Annotated in this window: 30 protein-coding genes; 20 read left to right on the top strand and 10 right to left on the bottom strand. The window is 63.3% G+C overall.

Features of this window, described 5'->3' with window-relative positions:
- Window positions 1-416: 416 nt before the first annotated feature.
- Genes ASH04_RS05760 through ASH04_RS27415 form a run of 3 tightly spaced genes read right to left on the bottom strand, consistent with a single transcriptional unit; the run spans window position 417 to window position 3,149 of the window.
- A complete protein-coding gene (locus ASH04_RS05760) occupies window positions 417-2,402 on the bottom strand; it encodes an RNB domain-containing ribonuclease (protein WP_057473004.1) in 1,986 nt (661 codons plus the stop codon).
- A gap of 16 nt (window positions 2,403-2,418) precedes the next feature.
- The gene (locus ASH04_RS05755) at window positions 2,419-2,967 is read right to left on the bottom strand and encodes a 6-carboxytetrahydropterin synthase (RefSeq protein WP_162247517.1); all 549 of its coding nucleotides are present in this window, start codon (window positions 2,965-2,967) and stop codon (window positions 2,419-2,421) included.
- A 53-nt stretch (window positions 2,968-3,020) separates the two neighbouring features.
- Window positions 3,021-3,149, bottom strand: coding sequence for a hypothetical protein (locus ASH04_RS27415; protein ID WP_268793667.1), 129 nt, complete (start codon window positions 3,147-3,149; stop codon window positions 3,021-3,023).
- A gap of 33 nt (window positions 3,150-3,182) precedes the next feature.
- On the opposite strand from ASH04_RS27415, the gene ASH04_RS27125 reads away from it, so the two are divergent.
- Window positions 3,183-3,503, top strand: coding sequence for a hypothetical protein (locus ASH04_RS27125; RefSeq protein ID WP_052061389.1), 321 nt, complete (start codon window positions 3,183-3,185; stop codon window positions 3,501-3,503).
- Here the strand turns inward: ASH04_RS27125 and ASH04_RS05745 are convergent.
- From ASH04_RS05745 to ASH04_RS05725, 5 genes are all read right to left on the bottom strand, one after another.
- Window positions 3,482-3,859 carry a hypothetical protein gene (locus ASH04_RS05745; RefSeq protein ID WP_155289486.1) on the bottom strand — a complete coding sequence of 126 codons (378 nt, stop codon included), beginning with the start codon at window positions 3,857-3,859 and terminating at the stop codon, window positions 3,482-3,484. The two genes, ASH04_RS27125 and ASH04_RS05745, sit on opposite strands and share 22 nt — an antisense overlap.
- Before the next feature lie 137 nt (window positions 3,860-3,996).
- Complete coding sequence (locus ASH04_RS05740) at window positions 3,997-4,416, bottom strand: hypothetical protein (RefSeq protein ID WP_032373216.1); 420 nt, start codon at window positions 4,414-4,416, stop codon at window positions 3,997-3,999.
- A 189-nt stretch (window positions 4,417-4,605) separates the two neighbouring features.
- Window positions 4,606-5,709 carry a hypothetical protein gene (locus ASH04_RS05735; RefSeq protein WP_057473003.1) on the bottom strand — a complete coding sequence of 368 codons (1,104 nt, stop codon included), beginning with the start codon at window positions 5,707-5,709 and terminating at the stop codon, window positions 4,606-4,608.
- Window positions 5,710-5,723: 14 nt separating this feature from the next.
- Window positions 5,724-6,866, bottom strand: coding sequence for a hypothetical protein (locus ASH04_RS05730; RefSeq protein ID WP_057473002.1), 1,143 nt, complete (start codon window positions 6,864-6,866; stop codon window positions 5,724-5,726).
- Window positions 6,863-7,246, bottom strand: a complete 384-nt coding sequence (locus tag ASH04_RS05725; RefSeq protein ID WP_032373219.1) for a hypothetical protein — start codon at window positions 7,244-7,246, stop codon at window positions 6,863-6,865. Before ASH04_RS05725 ends, ASH04_RS05730 begins: the two co-directional genes overlap by 4 nt.
- Window positions 7,247-7,494: 248 nt before the next feature.
- Here ASH04_RS05725 and ASH04_RS26435 point away from each other — a divergent pair, with 248 nt between their 5' ends.
- The gene (locus ASH04_RS26435; protein WP_155288619.1) at window positions 7,495-7,668 is read left to right on the top strand and encodes a hypothetical protein; all 174 of its coding nucleotides are present in this window, start codon (window positions 7,495-7,497) and stop codon (window positions 7,666-7,668) included.
- A 95-nt stretch (window positions 7,669-7,763) separates the two neighbouring features.
- On the opposite strand, the gene ASH04_RS05720 is transcribed toward ASH04_RS26435, so the two are convergent.
- Window positions 7,764-8,612 carry a hypothetical protein gene (locus ASH04_RS05720; protein WP_156394474.1) on the bottom strand — a complete coding sequence of 283 codons (849 nt, stop codon included), beginning with the start codon at window positions 8,610-8,612 and terminating at the stop codon, window positions 7,764-7,766.
- Between the two features lie 119 nt (window positions 8,613-8,731).
- Window positions 8,732-9,946, bottom strand: a complete 1,215-nt coding sequence (locus tag ASH04_RS05715) for a hypothetical protein (protein WP_032373221.1) — start codon at window positions 9,944-9,946, stop codon at window positions 8,732-8,734.
- Between the two features lie 351 nt (window positions 9,947-10,297).
- On the opposite strand from ASH04_RS05715, the gene ASH04_RS05710 reads away from it, so the two are divergent.
- The 18 genes from ASH04_RS05710 (at window position 10,298) to ASH04_RS05630 (ending at window position 21,270) form a co-directional block, all read left to right on the top strand.
- A complete protein-coding gene (locus ASH04_RS05710) occupies window positions 10,298-10,759 on the top strand; it encodes a single-stranded DNA-binding protein (RefSeq protein ID WP_032373222.1) in 462 nt (153 codons plus the stop codon).
- A gap of 248 nt (window positions 10,760-11,007) precedes the next feature.
- Window positions 11,008-11,313, top strand: a complete 306-nt coding sequence (locus tag ASH04_RS05705; RefSeq protein ID WP_057473000.1) for a hypothetical protein — start codon at window positions 11,008-11,010, stop codon at window positions 11,311-11,313.
- Window positions 11,314-11,519: 206 nt separating this feature from the next.
- Window positions 11,520-12,251 carry a hypothetical protein gene (locus ASH04_RS05700; RefSeq protein WP_057472999.1) on the top strand — a complete coding sequence of 244 codons (732 nt, stop codon included), beginning with the start codon at window positions 11,520-11,522 and terminating at the stop codon, window positions 12,249-12,251.
- Window positions 12,252-12,353: 102 nt separating this feature from the next.
- Window positions 12,354-12,905: a hypothetical protein gene (locus ASH04_RS05695; RefSeq protein ID WP_057472998.1), complete on the top strand. Its 552-nt coding sequence runs from the start codon at window positions 12,354-12,356 to the stop codon at window positions 12,903-12,905.
- Between the two features lie 48 nt (window positions 12,906-12,953).
- Complete coding sequence (locus ASH04_RS05690; RefSeq protein ID WP_057472997.1) at window positions 12,954-13,547, top strand: DUF262 domain-containing protein; 594 nt, start codon at window positions 12,954-12,956, stop codon at window positions 13,545-13,547.
- A complete protein-coding gene (locus ASH04_RS05685) occupies window positions 13,544-13,963 on the top strand; it encodes a hypothetical protein (RefSeq protein WP_057472996.1) in 420 nt (139 codons plus the stop codon). The genes ASH04_RS05690 and ASH04_RS05685 overlap by 4 nt, the downstream gene beginning before the upstream one ends.
- Before the next feature lie 256 nt (window positions 13,964-14,219).
- On the top strand, window positions 14,220-14,504 hold the full coding sequence (locus ASH04_RS05680; RefSeq protein ID WP_057472995.1) for a hypothetical protein: 285 nt from the start codon (window positions 14,220-14,222) through the stop codon (window positions 14,502-14,504).
- A gap of 33 nt (window positions 14,505-14,537) precedes the next feature.
- On the top strand, window positions 14,538-14,942 hold the full coding sequence (locus ASH04_RS05675; RefSeq protein ID WP_057472994.1) for a hypothetical protein: 405 nt from the start codon (window positions 14,538-14,540) through the stop codon (window positions 14,940-14,942).
- 525 nt (window positions 14,943-15,467) lie between these two features.
- Window positions 15,468-16,457 (top strand): DNA cytosine methyltransferase, encoded by a 990-nt coding sequence (locus tag ASH04_RS05670; RefSeq protein ID WP_057472993.1) that lies wholly within the window; start codon window positions 15,468-15,470, stop codon window positions 16,455-16,457.
- A 98-nt stretch (window positions 16,458-16,555) separates the two neighbouring features.
- On the top strand, window positions 16,556-17,053 hold the full coding sequence (locus ASH04_RS05665; protein ID WP_057472992.1) for a hypothetical protein: 498 nt from the start codon (window positions 16,556-16,558) through the stop codon (window positions 17,051-17,053).
- Between the two features lie 15 nt (window positions 17,054-17,068).
- A complete protein-coding gene (locus ASH04_RS05660) occupies window positions 17,069-18,124 on the top strand; it encodes an ATP-grasp domain-containing protein (protein ID WP_057472991.1) in 1,056 nt (351 codons plus the stop codon).
- A gap of 98 nt (window positions 18,125-18,222) precedes the next feature.
- Window positions 18,223-18,666 carry a hypothetical protein gene (locus tag ASH04_RS05655; protein ID WP_057472990.1) on the top strand — a complete coding sequence of 148 codons (444 nt, stop codon included), beginning with the start codon at window positions 18,223-18,225 and terminating at the stop codon, window positions 18,664-18,666.
- 58 nt (window positions 18,667-18,724) lie between these two features.
- Entirely contained in the window at window positions 18,725-18,970 is a 246-nt protein-coding gene (locus ASH04_RS26430) for a hypothetical protein (RefSeq protein ID WP_156394473.1), read from the top strand.
- 64 nt (window positions 18,971-19,034) lie between these two features.
- On the top strand, window positions 19,035-19,490 hold the full coding sequence (locus ASH04_RS05650) for a hypothetical protein (protein ID WP_057472989.1): 456 nt from the start codon (window positions 19,035-19,037) through the stop codon (window positions 19,488-19,490).
- A gap of 95 nt (window positions 19,491-19,585) precedes the next feature.
- A complete protein-coding gene (locus ASH04_RS05645) occupies window positions 19,586-19,807 on the top strand; it encodes a hypothetical protein (protein ID WP_057472988.1) in 222 nt (73 codons plus the stop codon).
- Complete coding sequence (locus tag ASH04_RS05640; RefSeq protein WP_057472987.1) at window positions 19,807-20,151, top strand: hypothetical protein; 345 nt, start codon at window positions 19,807-19,809, stop codon at window positions 20,149-20,151. Before ASH04_RS05645 ends, ASH04_RS05640 begins: the two co-directional genes overlap by 1 nt.
- Window positions 20,152-20,243: 92 nt before the next feature.
- Window positions 20,244-20,642, top strand: coding sequence for a hypothetical protein (locus ASH04_RS05635; RefSeq protein WP_057472986.1), 399 nt, complete (start codon window positions 20,244-20,246; stop codon window positions 20,640-20,642).
- A gap of 142 nt (window positions 20,643-20,784) precedes the next feature.
- Complete coding sequence (locus tag ASH04_RS05630) at window positions 20,785-21,270, top strand: hypothetical protein (RefSeq protein WP_052062910.1); 486 nt, start codon at window positions 20,785-20,787, stop codon at window positions 21,268-21,270.
- The last annotated feature ends 56 nt before the right edge of the window (window positions 21,271-21,326 follow it).

Raw genomic sequence — 21,326 nt, 5'->3', positions numbered from 1 at the left:
GTAGCGACACTGTGCCCCTGAAGTTGCAAGCGTCGTCGAGATCGGGAATTGAGATGCCGACCATGGCAGTCGCTCCTACCTCGAAGACTTAGGGAGGTCGGTCTGCGGGAAATGGTGGGGGTGGCCCGCCGGTGCCTCTTCAGTATGACGCGCGACTTTTTTCATAGTATCTACTCCAACTTGAATGCGGGTCCATTTATGCAGGTAGGACGGCATGGAGAGCAATGCTGCCTTATTCTCGTATTAAAAACCAGCATAACAGCAGAGGTCATGGATCTGCCGCTTCAGAGGCGAGCATCCACGTGCCGGAGCATCGTGAGGCAAGGGAGATCGAGATCGCGGTGTCTTCATGGTCCGTGCCGCGACGGAATCACGACCGTTTCGGACCGGCCGCTCGCGTATAGGGAGAGCAATGCTCAGGACGGGCGCGGTATCGATTCGAGTAGCGCGGCCAGAAGGGCTTCAGCAGCAGCAGTCCGCGACACGCTCTTGGCTGGGGCGGTAGCGGTGACGTGATGGTCGACGAAGGTTGCTGCTGTGACGAACTGCCGAGCGTGCGAGGGTCCCTCGGCAGTGGTGTCGTAAACAGGTGCCGGCACACCGATGTTCGCGGCGAACGACATCAGCCATGCCACTGGGTTGCCGAACGCCCTTGCTCGTCTGGACTCGCTCATGGCGGCGACGGCGTCAGCGACCCGGGCGGCGTCGCCGTCATGTACGTGAGGGGGGTGCGCAGGAGTGAGCGGCGTGCCGGTCGACGCGACGGCGCTCGCTACGGGTACCGCATGCGACCAGGTCGGCGCATCGTCAGGGCGCTCGATGCCATCCAGGTACGCCTCGAGCGCGGACCACAGCGCGTCCTGCCTAGCGCGTTTTTTCGTTGCTGCCAGGGTCCAGGCACCTGAGGTGCCTGCGATCCGACCGCGAGCCGCGAACTCGGGAGCGTGCGCGGGTCCGGACTGATCGTCCTCGAGCTCGACTGCGACTCCGTCCGGGACGGACTGATTCCATCCGGAAGTGACGCTCGGTGACCAGTGCGGGTGTGTCTCCGCAACGATCCGTACGACGTCGGCGGCCACGGGGCGCCACTCGGTGTGATCCGCGGACAACAGCGCGACGACATCGACGATGGTCAGCCGCTCGGTCTTCGCCCGAGCGGTGACCTCCTCAGCGAGAGTGTCCTGGGGCGGCCGAGTGCACACAACCGCAAGCACCTTGGTAAACGCAGCGGGGTCGAGAGCTGCGAGGTCACCGGTAGCGTCCGACTCGATGCCCGCGCGAGCGACTGCCTTGTGGTGAGCGGCGGTATTTTCACGCCGCTGGCGTGCGCGACGATCGAGCTCGTCTCCGATGAGCGTGAGCTGCTCCGAGGTGTAGGGAGGTTTGTCGCGATCGAGATATGCGAACACCGCCCGCTGGCTGATCAGATCTGCGAGTCGACGCAGCGGCGAGGTGGCGTGCGTGTAGCAGGCGAGTCGCAACCCGTGATGGGCTGCCACAACTCCTTCGTAGCGAGCAGGTAGCGCCGTGGCCGACAGTCGTTCGCGCAGCTGCGAGGACAATCCCGGATCGCCGGCTGCGGCCATGAACTCGCGAACTACGGCGGATGCGCTGTCTTCGACAGGGTTTCGTCGGTGGGTGCGGAACAGGATCTGCACGCCCCGTCCGGCAGCCCAATAGGCGATGGCCCGGTTCGCTGCAATCATGAACTCCTGGACGATGAGATACCCGACGGTGCGCTCTGCGGCCGCCACTGCCACGGGAGCACCCTCCTCGCTTGTGGCCCAGCCCCGACTCAAGTCGTAGATCGCGAGCGCTCCAGCGTCACGCCTGGCGGCGAGCATGGCGTGCGCCGCATCCTGTACCGCGATCACTGTGGCGTGCAGCGGATGCCGAGGGGCGTCGAGGGCGGCCTTCACCGACTCGTGGTCGATGGCCACGCAACGACCTGCCGGCACGGACGCTCGGGCTATGTCGACTTCTCGCCATGTCCCATCCGCTCCGCACACGGCGTTGACACACATGGTGGTGCGGTTCTCGTCGCCGGTGAGTGTCGCCGCGGCCTCTGCTGTCGGCCCAAGCATCGGGATCGTACGAGTTCTCAGGTAGCGCGTTTCGCCGCGCAAGAAGGCCTGCTCGTCCGCGCGAGAACCCATTCGTACGACATCGGCTACCGCTGCGATGTGTACCTCGATGGCCCAACCGCCACCGGGGAGCGCGACCGCAGTGACAGCGTCGTCGCGATCGCGTGATCCTGCGCCGTCGATCATCAGCAGCGGAGCTACATCAGCGGACACGGATGCCGATGCCCGGCGGGCGGGGTCCGACCCGACGGCCGGGCTGTGCGGGGTCACATCGACCTGGGCGTGCCGAGCGATGGTGCCATGCTGTCGACCGGTCATCGGCGAGATCCGTTCCTCACATCCGAGCAATCGGCCCGGGGAACCCCTTGCAGTCTGCGATGTCCACCCCACGAACCACCGCGGCGAGATGCGGTGACTCACGCAACTCCAGGGCCACCAGTTTAGTGTCCAGCGAGAACGATTCGATTTGCGAGCTGAGCCGACCGGCGACCCACATCGCTATGTTCTCGGCGCTCGGTCGAATCTGCCACTGCAGCAACGGCAGCATCGGTCCACATACACCGGCAGGCCATTGGATCGTTCGGCCCAGTGCTTCGGTGTCTTCGTCTTCGGGCCACCACAGCATGCGATGCCCCAGCGCCTGTGCGATTTGTCTGAGCAGGTTCTCGAGGGTTTCGGGACTGCACGTTCCCTCGTCGCCCTGCGCTGAAATCGGAGTGTTGATCACCGCTGTGATCGTGAAGTCATACACCTGCGGATGCCGACGTACGCATCCACCGCGGAACTGCATTGCGGCGCTGATCGTGCGTGTCCTGGGCCCCCACTGGACGATTCCGCTCGCGGCGACACCATCTGTTTCCCTGAATGCTTCCACGCCGGTCACACAACTCACTCTAGACGGCTGATGCCTCGCGGGTCCCAGCCGACGACTGAGCCTCATCGATCACCGCCGGACAGCGCCATCTTCGCTGCAATCTCCGTCGCGACCTGCCGGCTCGGTCGCCTGGCACATGCGGCAGCGAAGCCGCCACCGAATCGTCCGAGATCCACGTTCACGACCGTCAACCACCACCTCCTCCCTTTCGAAAGGAAACCACCGTGACGATCCAGAATCAGGAAAGCGGGATTGCGCAGAAGCCCGAACAGAAGTCACCCCAGTCGAATTCGGCCGACCTCGACCGCATCGTCTCCGAGCTCACCGAACAGAGTCCGATGTGCCGGGAGATCAACCGCGGGCAGATGGTCGCGTTCATCAACGCCGACTTGATCAATCGGTGCAACCTCGATGTGCGGACCTCGATCGTGTTGTACGACGCGGACCGAGATTTCCGTTACGCCGTTGCCGAGATGCCGGACGAGACAGTGATGGCCGCCCTTCATGAGCGCGCCGGGATCGCCTACTGGTCGAAGGGTGTCTGATTGCGGTCCTGACCGGACTCGTCGTTCGGCACGAGCTTCATCGCCGACACGATCACCAGCACCACTGCGGCACCGATGCCCGCAACGGGTATCGAAACCATCAGTCCTACAACGCTTTCGCCTGTGATCGCCACCATCGAGATCGCGCCGGCAACCACCGCGGCAACTGTCCCCGCCACCAGTGGCCGGCGATCCTTGTGATCGTCGGCCACTCCTTTTTGCTGTACGGCCTCTTGGTCTTGCGTGGAGGCCTCGGACCATCCCTCTGCGAAGGCCTCAGAGGCAGCGACCAGACCCAAGGCCGCGCCGATACCTACCCACAGGACCAACCCCACCACAACCAACATCTCACTCACTGCCCTTCCGACGCCAGTGGACCCCAGAACGCAAGAAAGCCCCCCAGTTTCCCGGGGGGCTTCTCTCAGGTACGAATACCTGCGGTTGTAAGAATGAGGTTACCAGCTACCCTGGATTCCTCGCAACTCCGCATGGCTCAAACGTTTTCGAGGGCGACGCCAGCATCAGCGCTCTTGAGAGCGACGCCGGGCACGCGGCCGGGAAGCGGCTCGCCCGTCTCAGCGCTGACACCATAGAGGTTCTCGAACAAGGTGGGTGCGACCCATGCCTGTGCTTCCATCGCCATCTGCGCGTGAGTCTCCGCTTCCGCTGCCACCTCGGGGTCGGAATGCTTGCGCCGCGGCCCGACGATGTCGATGTGCATGCTCAGCATCGCGAACGTTCCCTGTTGAACCCCTGCGATGGCCGCGCCGTAGTTCGTGAGTGTCTCGGTCGCGCTCTCGGAGAGGTCACGGCGGGCCTCGATCTCGGCGTCGATCTTCTCCTCAAGAGACCCGAGCTTCTTCAGGATGTCCGCCAGCAACTGCTTGACGTTGAGCTTGTCATCCGAACTCATGTGCCACTCCTCGTGTCTTCCCCGGAACGCGTGCCCGGATCGTAAAGGTCACACGGTATGCCGAAGAAACTCGACGAATAACCGCCCGACCCGGTAATTGTTTCCCTAATTTGAGACTATACACACTGGACCTGGGGATACGCCATGCGTCGAGGCTCCAATAATATAGGTCGAGTAGTTTTGAAAGTATTACAACTCGGCCGGGTGGCCAGGCCGGTTCGGACCAGGACGGCCCTTGGCGTCAGTGCGGCGCGTCAACTCTCGTCGCGCCTGACCTGTAATCGTGTCGAGCAGGCCGAGTGCCTTCGGATCCGCAACGTCGACCTCCGTCTCGGGCCTGTCGGTACCGGGTCGGACCACTCGCAGACGTTCGGCCAGTGAGAAATTCGCGATTAAGTTGGTGAGGAACCCCTGCTTCTCGATCTGGACCGCTTTGGCGTGTGTGGCTCTGCCTGTGGCCTCCACTCTGTCGAGCTGGTCCCCGAGCAGTGCCAGGCGCGCATCGATGCTCGCCGTTCGCGCGAGATCCCCAGTGTCACCGAGTAGTTCGACCAGTAGTTCGCCTTCTTCGTTGAGGCGAATGCCTGTTACACCTGCTGCCCGTACGACCATTGCCAGAGCTGCGGTGACCACAGCGGTGCGCGAGACCGTACCCAATTCCGTTCCGACGCCGGAGGGCTCGATGCCGGCAGCCCGCATCGAGACGCTGGCTCGCTCACGCAGCAACTCCAGCAGGGCTTCGTCGACTCGGTCGACCTTCTTCACCGACCCTGCCAGTGCGCTCAAGGCCTGCGCCCGCGGTGCGCTGACGCCTATGCAGGCTCCCGCTTCCGGCCCGACCGCAAGAACCTTCGGACTGAGGGACACCTTCCGGCCGGTGAACTTGCTGACCAGTAGACCGGGCTTCGACCCCGACAGCCGCTCCTGACTCCGCTTGCTCAGCTCCGTCGCCAGCGCCCCGGCGTGGTTACCGTCCGGACTGGTGTCCGCATCTGCAGCGCCGGCGTCGATCGCCTTTATCTGGTCGCGCAACGCGTGGAGCTCGTCGATTCCCATCAGGTAGGTATCGATCGCCTTCTCTAGCTGGTCGGGATCGACGTCCTTGATCAGTTTCATCAAACGCGGTCCCCGAGAGGCGGAGACCGACTGCCACACCCGACCGTTCTCGGGTGCGCTCCACCCGCTGAAACCGGTGTCGAACAGAATGCGCTCGGCCTTGACGAACTGATCCCACAATTTCCCGGCGCGATCGAGCAGCAGCTGACGATCAGCGGAAGTCTGGGCTTCATTCATGTTCTGTCGTCTCTCTACTCACCGAAAGCCTCTTGCGTTGAGTGCTCGTGCTCGCCGTTGGCGAGGCGCTGCAGGGCCTCGCGCATGACACTGCTGCTCTCGTCCGGGATGTCGACCGACACGTCCGCTGCGAGCACGTCATCGGGCTGTTCCGAAGCAACCTCAATCGGCAGCGCGGTGTACGCGTCGTCCACTGTCTCGTCAGCGTCGGCGTCGGCGTTCTCGCGTGTCTCTGCAGAGCTGTGCGGCTCGTCGGCGTCCGCCGGGCGCAGATCGTCCGAACCCTTGATCAACTGCCGTCCCGCGCCGCCCTCGGAATCGTCTCCTTCTATACGACGCAGCGATTCGATTTCGGCTGCCGCAAGTTCGAGTCGCCCCTCGAGCATCGCCACCTGAGCAGCGAGGGCTTCGTTGACGGCCGCTGCCTCCTGTGTCGCAACATCGGCTCGGGCACGCTCTGTCTCGAGGTCTCGCTGAAGGGCGAGGATGCGACCCTCCTGCTCGTTGAGGCTGTCGAGCGCCAGTCGTTGTGAGCGTGAGGCTGCGGCCGCCGCTTGTTGACGATGCAGCAACTCGGCCTCGTCGAGAAAGATCTCGACTTCCACCGGGTTGAGCGATCGGTACGCCTCCTGCGCGGCCGCCAACCGATGGTTCGCAGTCGCCACCGTCGAACGCTCCTGGCTCGCGACCTGCTCGACCGGAGGCGGGGTCGACTGATCGGGTACCTCGACGTCGAGCGCTGACGTTGTGGACGGCTCAGCCGCGGTGTCCTCGTCATCGGGTGTCGCGACTGCCATCTCGTCGACGCCGTCCGGCACGCTTGCTGGGGGTGAGGCCAGCCCCAGCAAGCGATCGAGGCCGGCGGTGTGTCCGGTGTCGACCATTTTCTTGCCGGCTGCGACCAGTGAGGACACAGGTCGTTCGCTCCATCGCTGGTCGAACGACTCCATCTCTTCGGCCATCTTCTCGCTGAGTCGGCTGGTACCAACCCGTGGTCCTGGCTCGGCGAGTAGTCCGCGCACTTGCTCGTACGCGCTGCCTGCATGCTCGGTGTCGGCTCCGTCCTGCTCCGCTCGCGATCCTCCTGCCCCAGGAATGGACTCCCAGCTCACCAGCGGGTCGGCGGTTGCGTCGTTCTGGCTTTCGCTGGCGCTCATTTCCGCACCCCGTCCAGTTCGCCGTCCTCCTCGTCGGTGGCATCGGTGAGGATGCTGTCGCCGCGAGCGAGCTCGATCAACGTCGAGAACGTCGTCCTCACCATCGAGCTCATGGCATCGAGTTGTGTCTCCATGGACTTCACAGCATCGGCCATCTGGTTGATACGGCCGGTCAAGATGTTGTCAGCATCGATCTCGACGCCCGATCGGCGAGCAATCTCGTTTTCCACCGCCGCGCTCACGAAGTCATTGAAATTCGGCGTCGTTCCGGCCGCTTCGGCCTCTCGACTCGCCCAGAACTTCGCACGTTCGTAGGTCTGGAGATTCATCCTGATCGTAGGGCGAGCGACGGACACCTTCTCTTTGCCTTCGGTTGCCACTTGAGATCGCTCCACCTTCTCGTATATGTCGGCGCAGTTTTCCTACGACGCGCTATGACGTCTTACGGTACAGCACTTCACCTGCGCATAGTCGCTCGCTCGGGTCGGTCGACAATAACTTCTGGACTTCTCATTCAGGTGCGCCGGCCTCGGCTGTGTGCGCACGGCATCGTCTTCCAGTCGACCCTGGCCCTCCGGCGGAGCCGGTGGCGGATGCGCCCTCGACACAGCATCGAGAGAGGACAACCATGACCGACATGAAGGACGCCATCAGTTCCTGGACCGAGCGTCAGATCGCAGCCGGAACGCTGAGCCCCGGAGCACGGGGAATGACCCCCGAGGACGCGGCAGATCAGCACAACGGCGCGCACGCTCTCGAACCCGGCGACCCCGACTATCTCGTCGCGCCGACCGCCGGCTGAACAAAGTTCAGCAGACCTGCCTGCTCGCTCATTTCACCGCCAAGAACAGAACCCCGCGTCGGCATCCGATGCGGGGTTCTGTTTCCAGCCGGGTCCTATCGGCTGCTTTCGAGCTCTCCGATAAAGAGTTCGAGCGAATCCGGAACTACGAAGTAGACCTTGCTGCGGCTCTCGTTCGGTTGCACTGCCCCGAGCACCATTGCTGTTGTCGCGCCGGTCCTCTCGTCACTGGCCAGTGTGGACGACGGAAGCCGGTCGGGATTCGATACCGACATGTTCCCGTCTTCTTCCCGCGACGAAGTGGTCGACTCACTGCCGTAGTCCACGGAGCCGGTCGCTTTGGAAACGACGACCGGCTCGGTGCCCGAGATGTCCAGTGTCAGGTTGTAGGGCGTGCCACAGTTGGCCCCGACGGGCTTGTCGTACATGGTTTCGCACGACCAGAACATCCGAAGTGCCCCTTTGTCGTCGACGAGAAGTGTGACTGCCGGGTTTCGAGGGAAGCTCGAATCGGTGTCCGCATACTTCGCGATCTTGGGCATGCTCTGCTCGACAGGGCCGTAGCCGATCGACTCGACGTCTGCCCGAAGGTCGATGCTGCCGGTGATCGTGATCCGTTGAGGCGGGGCGACAGGCTCCTGTGTCGCCTTGTCGTACCAACCGGACCGGGTGAATGCTGCGTTACTCAGGACGGGCGCGAACCTCGGCGTCTCGGTATTGGAGCTGATGCTGGTTTCGGCCCCGTCCGAGGCCCCGTTCGGGCTCTCGTCTCCACCGCCGCTGAGCGACACCACCAGGATGACCACGACGATCACTGCGACGACTGCCGCAGCCCCGCCGAGAATCACGGACCGAGGCACGCTGGGCCGAGGGTTGTACGGCGGCTCAGGCGAGGGCGGGCCAGGGCGTGCGCCCGGCTGATCGGGTCCGTTCGGCGTCGTCATCAGTTCGTCTTTCCGTATATCCCCCGCCGCAACATGAGCGCTCGGAAGTGTTGGCCACTGCAGGTGGTGTGTCTGCTCATGTCCTATATGCGGAGTTTCTTTCTCTAGTTTCAAGCTGACTATCTCACACCAATAACGAATTCATACAGTCTGTCCTGGCCCTGGATCGTCACCCAACCTCGGGCACCATCATTTTTGTCGAGTGTCAGGCTCGTGATTTGCGCGTCGTCGGCAACACCCTCGCCCTGAAGGTGAAACCCGGCCACTGCGACACCGGTTCCGGTGTCGATCGCCACCGCGTCGAGCCGATCCGGCCCGGCAGCCGTTGCCTCACCGACCAACCCACCACTGCTGTGTGTTCCCTCGGGGTGCCACTCGACCGTCTTCTTCGCAAGGTCGACGCCGCTGTCGAACCACGAGTCTGCGAGCTGACGGTCGATGACCGCCAACACCGAAGCACCGCGCCCGGGCCGCAGTCCCTCCGTCACACCTGCACTGCGCAGGTCCTCGACCTGCGTGCTGTCCAAGCAGGCCATATCGGCGAGTCCACCGACGAGGAGTTCCTGCGCGGGAGCCAGTCTCGGCGGTGCCGCTGGCCCCTTCTGATCGGTGATGGATTGTTGATCCTCACGGAGGCCGAGCCGCGGCCCTGTCTGCATGAGTACTCGCGAGGGTCGCCCGTCCCCAGGACCGGCTGGTGAAGCGATACGACGCTCCAGCGTGTTCGACCCGTCTGCGGTCAATGTGCCGGCGGCCTCGTCACCGATGCCGGGGAACCAGCATGCTCCCGTGACAGGTGTTATCGGCGATCCGGGTTTGTCGGTGGCGATCCCGAAGAAGTTCCCCGGTTCGTCTGGTGACAACCCCAGGTCTCCCAGAACGCCGTAGCGAGTGCCCGCACTGATGACCGTGTGTCCGTCCGGCCCCACCGCAACGGCCCACCCTCTGGCGATCTGAATCATCGCCGCCTGAGCTGCTGCGTAATCGGTACCGAAGGCGATCGGGTGAAGCGAGGTCGCCGGATCGACATCGGTGCTCACTTCCGTGTCGATCGACAACAATGCCCCCGCTGCACCATTCGGAACGTCGGGTGCCGCGATCGCCACTAGCTTCCCGTCGGCCAGCGTATCCATGCCTCGGATCCTGCTCGCGTTCCTCATTGGCCACGACGTGGTCACCGTCATTTCCACGATCCTGGGCGCGCCCGCGGGTTGCTCGGCGCTCGCCGACGAGTAGTCGATACCGCTGGTGGTCACAAGCGAGCATCCCGACGACGCAAGGATCGCGGTACAGACCATCGCGACCGCCGCGATCGTGCGTGTCGATTTAGTCACCGAGAAACTCCAGTCTGCATTGGTTGCGCTTCGATCGCGGTCATCAACACTGGTCAGAGCTAGTGCAGATCGGTGATGGCGCGTAGTGTCCTTGCCGAAAGAGTATCAGTCAGAGTTTCTCGGTGTGGAAAGTGAGCAGTTCACAAAAATCCAGCAGCGAAGCCGCTGGCGAGAAAAATGCGATAGCACCGATGCACTTCGAGAGAAAGTGCACGGACAATCACGAGCTACAAACCGCGACAGGCAGAGCCTTCGCCGGAGAAACCGTGAGCCCCCACTGACACACCAGTCGCAGGGGTCGACCATCCGAATCGAACCAGGGCCACCCTGGACACACCTCAGGAGAAAATCATGACGCAGATCAACGCCAACAACTTCGCCAAGGTCACCGGCCGCCTGACCCGTGACCCGGTCTTCTTCGACAACCAGGACGGCTCGAAGACCGTCAAGATCACGCTCGCGTACTCCGAAGAGTTCGTGCGCAAGAGCGAGGACGAGGCCAAGCCGCGCTACGTCGACCTGACCGGGTTCATCCCCCAGGGCAAGGGCGAGGGCGTCTACAGCTACGTCACGCGCGGATCCAAGGTGGGCATCTTCTACGAGCCCTACACGCAGTCCTTCACCCGTGGTGGCAAGCCCGTCTACGAGGCGACCAACGAGATCAAGAACGTGGTGCTCGAGGAGAGCAAGGCCGAGACCGCAGCGCGGCGCAAGCGCAACGCCGAGACCGAGGGTGGCACCGATGCTGCCGCGGCAGCAACCGGTCCCGTCGAGCAGGCCTCCGCTGAGAACGCCGACGGGCCCTTCGCCTGACAACGATCTCGATACCTCAGAGCCGGACACCCTTAACGGGTGTCCGGCTCTGAGATTTCATCGTGGAGGACGAAAGTGGCCGCCCTGTGCGGGGGGCTCAGGGCGGCCAATTTCGAGGGCTTGCGCCACTCGACCGACTTCCCCCGGGGGGACGGGTGAGCCGGTCTGTTCGCCATCATAATCGACGCCCCCGACACGCAAGCGCTGCAAACCAAACCATTCGAGAAGAAAGCGGAAATTCCCTGGTGATGAATCCGACCACATTGACACTGATGCTTGCGCTCGTCGTGGTGGGTGTTCTCGGTGGCTGGCTTCTCCTCGGCCTGCTGCTACGCAACCGGCGAGAGAGTGCCGTGGAAACCCTTGTGCTCGAGCACGATCAGAAGTATGAGCCTGGCGTCGCCGAGCATCTGTTGCTCGAAGAAGTTCGACGGTTGAGGGCCACGAGCCGTGAACGCCAGATTCTGGTCGGTTGCTGCGCGGTACTCATTCTGCTCACGGTGGTCGTCTGCTACACCGTCATTGATCTCACCATTGTGCTGGGCGGACTCTGACACTCACCGCCCCCTGAAGACAGTCGACTGAGCCGATTGTTGCCCGGCTCGTCTCATCTCTGGTGAGACGAGCCGGGCGTTTCTGTTCCGACAGCACGAGATCAGTTCACCGTCGGCGACGCAGCGGCAGAGCCGCTGACAGGACGCACAGGAGCACGAAGCAACGCACGTGCCAGGACCCGTCCCTGACGAAAGTGAGCGCCCCCATGTCCGACTATCGGATCTACTCGATTCCCCCGGAACATGCCGGCCGGCGGCGTGTACTGACCTCGGGATGTAGACACGCCACCAGCGAAGCCCAGGCTGCCGCCGGCGCACAAGCACTGATCGCTGCTCGGATCCTGCTCGACGATGACACCGTCTCCGACCCCCAACCGCTACTGCTCGATCACGGCGGTGCCGGTGGAGCGGATACCGCCGTGTGGAAAGCAGCCGGCGACGCTACGCCGGGGTGGGAGACCGTCTGCCACCCTGCCCAGTGGGGCACCCACATCTTCACCATGCCGAACTTCGCTGCCGATGATCCGGAGCAGCGCGTCAGCTTGTGTCCACCTCGGCACGTCGGCACCGACGTGTGCGTTATGGCTGGACATCGCCGCAACGCGGCAATGATCGCTCTCGCACCCAAACTGCTATTGGCAATGCCGACCGTGTCCAGGAATCAAGCCCCGCAGCTCGGCCGGTCGAAAGGCACCTGGGATTGCGTCGACTCAGCGGTCCGCGCGGGGATCCCCACCCTCATCGTGTGGAGCCCGGACGGCGGCCAGAGAACACCGTTCCGGCTCTTCTGGTCCGACGACACAACAGCGCGGATGGTCACCACCCACTGGTCGTTGCGCTTTCTTCACGCACGCGAGAGCGCCGGTTCAACAGCCAACTCTCGGCTGGCTGCCCGCTCCATCAGCCTCGCGGACGCCGCCGTCGAAGTCCCGTTCTGACCTGTTCGCCCTCTTCCCTCGCACGAATCCGGCCCGCTCCCGATGAGCTCAGGGCCAGGTTTCGCGCGCGCACACCCCTCATGAGTTCCGAAAGGGCCCACCATGGCAATCGCCGATACCCCCCACGCCACCTTCGCCGAGAAACTGCGAAACCCCCTGTGCCCGTTCGACGACATCGTCGTCGAACTCGGTCTCGGGCATCTCGATCTGCCAGACGTCCTAGCGAGCCCGACCCGCCGATGGGCGTGGTTCGCCGACCTACTCGACCATCATGGCTGGGGACTCGCCACCGAAGTGCCCGCGCTCGCAGCACTCTGCGAGACGGCAGCTCGTCTGAGCCGACGGACCGCGACCGCGGGCGGCGCCACAGATGCCCTCACCGCACAATGGCGTTCGCTGGTGCAATCTGTCGCGGTCGTAAGCGGTTCCGATCAAAGTGTCGGCCAGGCCGAGGCGCTGGCTCTGCTCTCCGAGCTCGCCGTCGACGGACTCGATTACTGCAGCGGCAAGGTTGTGTCCGGGTTCGAGGCGCTGCTCGAGTACATCGCCGCTGTGAGGGCAGTGGACGGCCCGACCGCGCGCCAGCGGCTGATCCGATCCACCGAGTGGGAGCCGGATCTGTGCTCCGGGCAACTTGATTCCGCAACCGGTTGATCTGCCTTCGATCGATACCATGTCACTGCGCACAGAAAGGCCCTCCGAATGCCGATCGCCCTGCCCCGCGCTTCTCTGACGACGACGAACCGTCCCCTCGAATTCCTGTTGCACTATCTCCCCCAACTTGACATCAATCCGCCCTACCAGCGGGGCGTCGTCTGGGGAGTCGAGAGGAAGCGAGCGCTTTGGTTCTCACTCCTATCAGGGATCCCCATCCCCGCACTGGTCATCAACGACCGTCTGACAGCCGAATTCCCCGATACAGGCGACGATTCCGACCGGTGGTTTTCGATCGTCGACGGCAAACAACGCATCAGCGCGATCACCGGCTTTCTCCTTGGGGAGTTCTCCCTCGACGGCGCATGGTTCTCCGACTTCGAGACCGGAAATCCCATGAAGGGGTGGACCTTTCACTCCGATCTCGACCTTCCTACGCAGCGTCGGCTCAAGCACCTCACAATCGGCGTGTGCGAGGGTCAGCTGAGTTCGATGGACGCCGAGCGCGAGCTGTTCGAGCTCGTAAACTTCGGAGGTCTCGCACAGGGCGAGGTGGATCTCGATCTGGTCGCCAGCGGCCGAGCCTTCGACGAATCAATACCGATAGAAGTCAACAGAACACCCGAGGAAAGGACCTCATGAAGGTTTACGCGAACGGCTGGGTACAGATGCTGGACCACGAGATCGAGAGCATCGACAGGTTTTGGCTCGACGGTTTCCCCACCGCGGTGACTCCCGAGGAGGCCTCTCACGGTGGCCGCGGACCCGATAAACGGATCAGTCCGATCTGCGACTACGACGACGGCGGTATCGGCGAAGTTCAGTGGCTCAACGCTACCCACGACTGTGCCGCGATTCTCAAGTCCGACGGCGGTTGGAAGACCGGTGGGACGTTCCACCTGTGGATCTCGGCCGGTGCAGGAACGCTCCCCTACGAGGTACCGCTGCGGCAGCTCGTCACAGTCGACGCTGGCGATCCCGCCGGCTGGCAGGACCGAAAACGAGAAGCGATCGCCGCGGCGGAACTGGTACTCGGTCTGATCTCGACCATCGAGTAGCCCCACCAGCTGACAGCACCCTGCAAAAGACCCTGTTCGCTCCCCCTTGTCGGCGGCGAACAGGGTCTTTTCTGCTTTCGAACCCTCTCACTGGCACGCAAGGCCGACTCCAGAGGTTCAGCGGCACAGCCGCTGCCAGGAACGCTCTCGGCAGTACCAGCTCAACCTCACCTGACCGGCAGCTGCTCTGGTCCTCACGCCGGCCGACCCTTCGCCTACGAACAGGTCCCTCATGACACACACTTCGCGTACAACCATGCCCACCCTGCGCCGCGACCTCGTCGCCATCAACCTCGCCTTGATCGTCGCGGCTCTCGTCTTCGGCGTCGGCCACATACCTGGCGTGGTGAACTCAGCGACCCTGATCGCGGTCGGATCAAGCCTGTGGGCTGCATTCAGACTGGTCTCCGTCGTCCGCCGGCTACTGAACCCCATCGCAACCCCGGCCGAGACGGAACCGATCGACATCGTCCGCACGTCCACGCCGCACAGGATTCCAGCAATCCGGTTGGTCGCTGACGTATCTCGTCACGCCAGCTAGATTCGACACCTCGAGCTTTCGATAGGACACACCATGAAACCAGCTGCCTTCACATCGGACGACCATCACGGCATCGAAGCCCGAGCACGGGTGCTCGACATCCTTGCCGAGCTCAACACGGCGTGGCATTCCTTCGACACATTCGAGGTCGCGCGAACGTACAACCGGAAGGGCTATCGAAACGCCACGACGTTCATAGACCCCAACGCGGCAGGCTACGGCGACATGAAGACTCGGATCACCGTCGTCCTGGAGATCGACGAGAGCGAGAACCCGGCACTGTCGACCCTGGTCGAGGAGCTGACCGAGACAGAACTCGCAGAAGCACGGGTGGTGGCTCTGAAGGAACTGGAGGCCTCCCAGGCGGCTGCCGCCGCGGCACAAGTCCGACTCGACCAGCTCGATGGTGCGCAGCGTCGACCCACTCCGAGCCCGTAACTGCGTGCGACCACAAACCTGAGCAGTACAGGAAGGGCCCTGTCGGGCACGAGCTTTGCTCGCAACACGCGGATGGGCGCACAGCGCCCACCGGAAAAGCAGTGAGTGGAATGGTCAGCGTGAAACAAGCAGTCACGCAGACCGATTCCGCCACCAAGAACCGGACGGCCTGAGCGCCGTCATGCGAAGAGGGTGCGTTCAGGCACCGCGTGCAAGCGCGACCTGACACGCGCCCTCCTACTCCGCAGCGCACCCTCCCTCGCTACCGGGGGTGCGCTGCGGAAGAACTTCACCCCGGACCTCGTCGATCCGGAATCGGGACCGCAACGCGTGCTACACCGCGTTGCGGTCCCTTCTTTTTCTCGCGAGCGGCCCTGATGGCGCGTCTTGATCAGTTGAGCAGTACGGGCAGCGAAGCAGCCCTGCGGCGACAGATATGACCCGAACACACCCTCGATTCGGCTCGCACCTCGTCGTCGAGCGGTTTGGGACCGCCGCGCCGCAATCCCACCCAGGAGCTCACCGATGATCAGCACACGCGCCCAACCGCGCCGAAAGCACACTACGCGCGGCGTCACACTCACCATGACGGACGCGTTCAGCGGAGCCGGAGGCAGCTCGGAAGGGATGACCCAAGCCGGATTCCACGTCGCCGCGGCCGCGAATCATTCCCCTGTCGCCATCGCTACGCATCAGAAGAACCACCCTGGCACCGAGCACATCCTGGCGAATCTCTCGGAGGTGGACTGGCGGGCCTTCCCGTCGACCAACGTTCTCTGGGCGTCACCCTCCTGCGTCTGGCACGCCCGCTCGGGTGGCCGCACACAGCCTCCCGTCCTGGAGGAGATGCGCCGTGCCGACGCCGGATCCGTCGATCGAGCTACGGCGTTCGCTGTCATCGCTGCGACGGAAGTACATAGCTACGACGCGGTGATCGTGGAGAACGTGGTCGAATTCCAAGCCTGGTCGCTGTACTCATGGTGGCTTGCCGGGATGCGAGCTCTTGGGTACTGCCATCAGGTCATCATCCTCGATGCGGCAGACGTCGGAGCGGCCCAGCGCCGGATCCGGTACTTCGCCATCTTCACACGTGACGGGAACGTCGACCTCACTCTCAGGGAGCCGAAACGGACCACCGCACTGAGCATTCTGGACCCCGACCCGGGCAAGCTCGTGACACGGAAGCTGTACGTCTCCGACCAGATCGATCAGATCACCCACTTCGACACCCCACACCTGGTGACCTACCGCCGCAATGCGAAGGCTCGCCGCGCAGACGCGCACCCGCTGGCCACCATCACCGCTGGCGGCAACCATCACGGCGTCGCCACATTGACCGATGAAGGGCCCCGATTCCGCATGCTGAGCAACCGTGAATGTGCACGCGGACAGGGGTTCTCGGATACCTACGAGTTCACCGGGAAGGTCGACGAAGTGAAGAAGCAGATCGGTAACGCAGTGTCCGTCGATGCCGCGCGATGGATCGGTGGTCGAGTCAAAGCTGCACTGTTGTAGGACATCACGTCCTACCGGGTCCTGTGGGGTGTTCCCCTACCGCGACGCACCCGACGGATCGCTACTGCTTCGTAACCCCCCATCGAGAGAGGCCAATCATGAAGACCTACAACATCACCCACGTTCAAACCACCACCACAACAACCCTCATCAACGCTCGCTCGGCCGCAGAGGCCGAGGCCTATATCTCGTACCTCACGCAGGACGGGGATGATCTGACCGGCGGCGTCCGCAACTGCGAGGACGACGTCACCGCTGCACCATATTTCGAGGTCGTGGGCTGGCCGAGGAAGGCGCACGTGGACGAGGATTTTCTTCGGAGCGACTTCTTCGACGACCGGGTGCGCGAGGCCAACCGCTCCGGGATCGACGATCAACGCCACCCCGTGGCCGCTGCCGAGCGGATGGTCGAACTGATCGCCGATCACGGCTATCACGGCGACGTGGTCGACTTCCCACGCATCGACTGGGTTTCCGAGGTCAAGAACGGCGACACCGATCTCGGCTACTGGATGTGGGCAACCGGACAGATCGTCGCGCGAGAAGACGACACCGATCAGGCCGATACAGACGCCTCGACATCGCTCACCGACTGAAGGGATCGATCACGTATGTCCACCCTGTTCATGAGTCATGGGCTCCGACCCTTCCCCGGTCTGATCACCAGAGACGGTCTACCCGCCCAAGGCTCTCGCCTCGAACTGATGAACGCGATCCTCGCCGACGTCCAGGCCGCCGGCATCGACATCGGGCCCGTCGACGAGCAGGGTGACGTCGAAGACTTCTGGGAAGACGCCATACGAATCGCAACCATTCGCCGCGCCGCTATGGCCGCCGGTCTGAAGACCGAACGCCGATCCGGCACGTCGGACTGGTCACGGGCAGATCTCGCACACCGGACCGGCCCGCTCACGCGACGAGAGCAAGGCGGATCGCACACCGTCGATGACTTCGAACGGGTGCTCGCGGCACTGCCTCACAGCATGACCGGCCGCTCTTTCGCGTCGTGCATGCACGACAGCGAAATCGCCGATCCGCCCGCGAGTCACCTGATCCCGCATCTCCTTGCCTTGCACGCCGCCGGTCACGTCGCAGCAGTGGTCAAGATCGCCGGCCACAAACTGGGTATTGCTCGCATCGAACTCGACGCGGATCACCGCACCGTCGAAGACCGTCTCCACGAGGCATTCGACTGGTCGATGGTCCGTCTCGACGGCCAGGCCGACGCCTTCCTTGTCAGCCCGTGGATCGACATGACCTGCGAGTACAGGATCTTCGTCGTGGACGGCCGGCCCATCACCGGCGCCGCGTGTATCGAGGAGTACACACCGCTCGATCACAGCGGCCCGACTCCATTCGACACCGCAATGCGGGTCCGGCGAGGCAACCACATCGCGGCCGCGGCCGACAGTCCCGTGACCGACGATCCGGCCACCGTCGCGGCTCATCTCGTCGCAGCTGGGCCCGTTATCGAGCACCTCGCGTCCATCGGACTGCGAACGTACGTCGTGGACCTGGCTCACGTGCCCGACCAGGGGCGCTCGGTCGTGATCGAATTCAACACTCTTCCCAACTCCGGCCTCTATGCCTGCGACGCACAGAGATTGGCCGATGCGCTCATCCGGAGCGATGACAAGGGCTACTACGACTACGCATCGCCGGCCTGACCGCACCTCGACGCAGATGTCCCGAAGCCTGTTGCACAGGAGGCCGTTTCGCTCGAAACGCCCTGATTCCATTCCAGTTCCATACAGAAAGACGAATCATGTCGAAAAACGCTATCGCCAACGAAGGAAAGGGTTTGATCCTCTCCGTGTATCGGGATGCGCAGCTGGCCACCGACTTCACACTCGGAGGGCTCACCGGCCGCCACGAGCGGGTCACTCTCGTCGGGATCGAGACCGACGCCGACGAAGACGACAACATGCTGTTCTACCCACTCGTCGGAATGCGCGTCACCGCACTACCCGAACAGTCCCGAGTATTCGCACCCACCTCTAGCGCCCCGGCCGTCGTTCTGCGCTACAGCGCGTCCCTGGATTCCCGCAGACCACGGAAGATGCACCTTGCTCCCGTCGAAGCGGGCATACGCCGAGGTATGGCCAGCGGCAACTACGCGGGCACCACCGACAGCCGGCTACCCGAACTGCTCGAACATCTCACCGGCTACCCCCAGAACATCATTTCGGTACACGACCGATTCGAGTAACCCAGGGCTCTTCCTCACACCGCTACCCGCACGCCCGCCGACACAACGGAGCACATCCATGACCGCCAGCGCTCTCACTCCGCTCGAAAGGAACGCTCTCAACTGGGTTCTGTTGTGCGAGAGCCTTCGGCTCGATCCGGTCGCCACCTCAGCTCTCGACGTCATCCATGCCGTCAGCAATGCCCAACAGAACGTGCCAACGTCGTCGACGGCTTCACCAACAACGCGGCTGTCCGGTGGATTCCATTACGGACAGGACGAGCAACTACGGGGCAGCAGAGCAGCCCTGCGGAGAAATGCCTGAACAGGATCGGCGACCACACCCGGTCGAACCACCGTCCTCCAGACTTTCACGACAGGGGTACATCATGACCACACTCACCGCCACCGCACCGGAACAGCTCACTCTGGCCCTGGGCCTGAACCTCAACGCCTGGGTCGCCGAGCAGCGCACCATCGTCACCGAATGGAACGCTCGCGGTGACCGCTACAACGCGTTCGTGGCCGCCAATGACTCCGCCACCGTCACCTCCTTCGGTGCCTACGTCGAAGATCTCGCCGTACACCTCGACGCACTGGAGAATCCGGCCGTCACCGGACTCCCCAGCTACACGGCCCGTGATCTCCTCGCTGAGCTGCGCAACCTGCGCAACCTGAACGAGAACGTGGTCCGCGCCGGCGGCGAAGGCATCGTCCGTCGGGCTGCCGGCTCCGCACGCACCAAGATCCGCTGGGGAATCACCGGCGGCGAAGGATCCGCGCGCGTGTACTCGGGAGTGACCGACCGCACGGCGAAGTCTCTCGCCATCGCGCTCAAGAGCTGACCTCTCATCAAGAAGGCCGCGACATCCCCACTTGGGTTGTTGCGGCCTTTTCTTTCGATCCGAACCCGATTGTCCATGACCGAAGGAGATTCGTAATGCCCATACGCACAACGCGATCCGAGGTCGTCTCGGAAACCGAGGCGCTGCTGACCGACCACCACCGCGGTGACGAAAATGTCGACACGATCGCAACGATCATCGACAATCTCTCCGCTCTCGCAGGCCTGAGCTACCGCGTGAGCGATGCCGGCGTTGCCTCTCTATCCCCAACTGACCCTGCGCAGGTTCGCCTTTCGACGATCGAGGGTGATCGGTAATGGGATTCTTCAGTGAGGACTGTGTCGACTGCGGGCACCCGTTGCTGTCCTTGGCCGCAACCTCACCGGTCAATCGATGGATGAACAACGGTGTTGCGATCGGACCCCAGGGAAGCATCCACGCCGGCTCGTACGACGGCTACGGCGCGCTCGACGGCGCCGACGCAGTCGGACTCGACGCCACCGTCTGGCATTACGCGTGCTGGACGGTGGCCGGCCGACCGTTGGATTACCGGGGTCCATCTGCGTCCTCTGCTGATCAAGGTTGGTTCTTCGGCGATACCGAACATGCCCTACCCGAGCCCGGGTCCCCACGGTGTGAACCTCGAATCGACGATCGGTGACCCCTCACTCAACTACTGATCGGCGGCGTAGCCGCTGACAGAAGACCCCTCGACACGACGAGCAATCACTCACACCCGACATCGGAGTAATCATGACCTTCAAAGGTATTCAGTTCTTCGAGACCGACGATGAGGAATCCGCCCGGCTCGCGCAGGCTCCCGTCGGCTCCACAAGCCACAGTTTGTCGCTGCTGCCGGTCACCAACTCCCATCCCAATGAGTATCAACTGATCGAACTGCCCTGGAGGGAGATTCATCCTTGCTCGGGTACGACCGGCGGCCTCGGTCACGAGTGCGACGGCGGTCACCGTCTGGTGGTGATTCCGCTCAAACGCAGTAGAGGCAGCACCGACGAGAGTTTGCCCCGCCGTTACGACGACTACTGGGGTTGCCGCGTCATGGCCAGCGATCATCCCAGTTACTCGGTCGGGGGTCATGACCTTTCCATCTCGGAGTCCGAGCTGCGTCGCGGTCGGGTTCTGGAGGTGTGACGCAGCGCTGTTCGTCGATCGGTCGTGTCGACGGCGTCCAGCGCTGCAAGACACAACATCTGCAGCGCCGATGACAACAGCGACATCGCCGCGCCGAGACCGGCCCGATCACAATCGAGATCCCCACCGAGCGGAGCACACCATGATCTTCCAAGGCATCCAATTGTTCGAATCCGATGCCGAAGAGGCATCGAGGCTCGCTCAAGCACCGATCGGTTCCATCGATCACGGCCTTTCGCTGCTTCCTGTCACCCTTCCGTACCCTGCGCGACACCACCTCATCGAGCTACCCGCGCGCAAAGTCGACAAAGCTCCTGGTCGGAACGGTGGAGGGCATCCCGACTGGGCAGCCGATTACCGCATCGTGGTCTTGCCAGTGACGCGGCACCCCGGACCTACCGACTCCTGCGTGCCCAGCTGCCACGACAGCAGCTGGGATTGCCGCATCGTGGCCAGTGATCACCCCAGCTACCCCGTTGGTGGCCAGGACATCTGTTGCTCTGAGTCCGAACTGCGGCGCGGGCGCATCATCGATATTGCTCGTGCTCTCGATCCCACTATTTCGTGGTCGCCGACCTGTCAGCAACCCCTGGAGCACGACGTGGCTTCCGGAATCGAAGCCGGATAGCCCCCGTTGCGCGGCTGCACCACACACATCCGCAGCATCTCAAAGCCACACTCCTA

Origin of the sequence: Rhodococcus sp. Leaf233 (genome assembly GCF_001426165.1) — a bacterium.
Classification (GTDB): Bacteria; Actinomycetota; Actinomycetes; order Mycobacteriales; family Mycobacteriaceae; genus Rhodococcoides; species Rhodococcoides fascians.
Note: the sequence above shows the minus strand (reverse complement) of the source record. Positions and strands in the feature narration are given on the sequence as shown.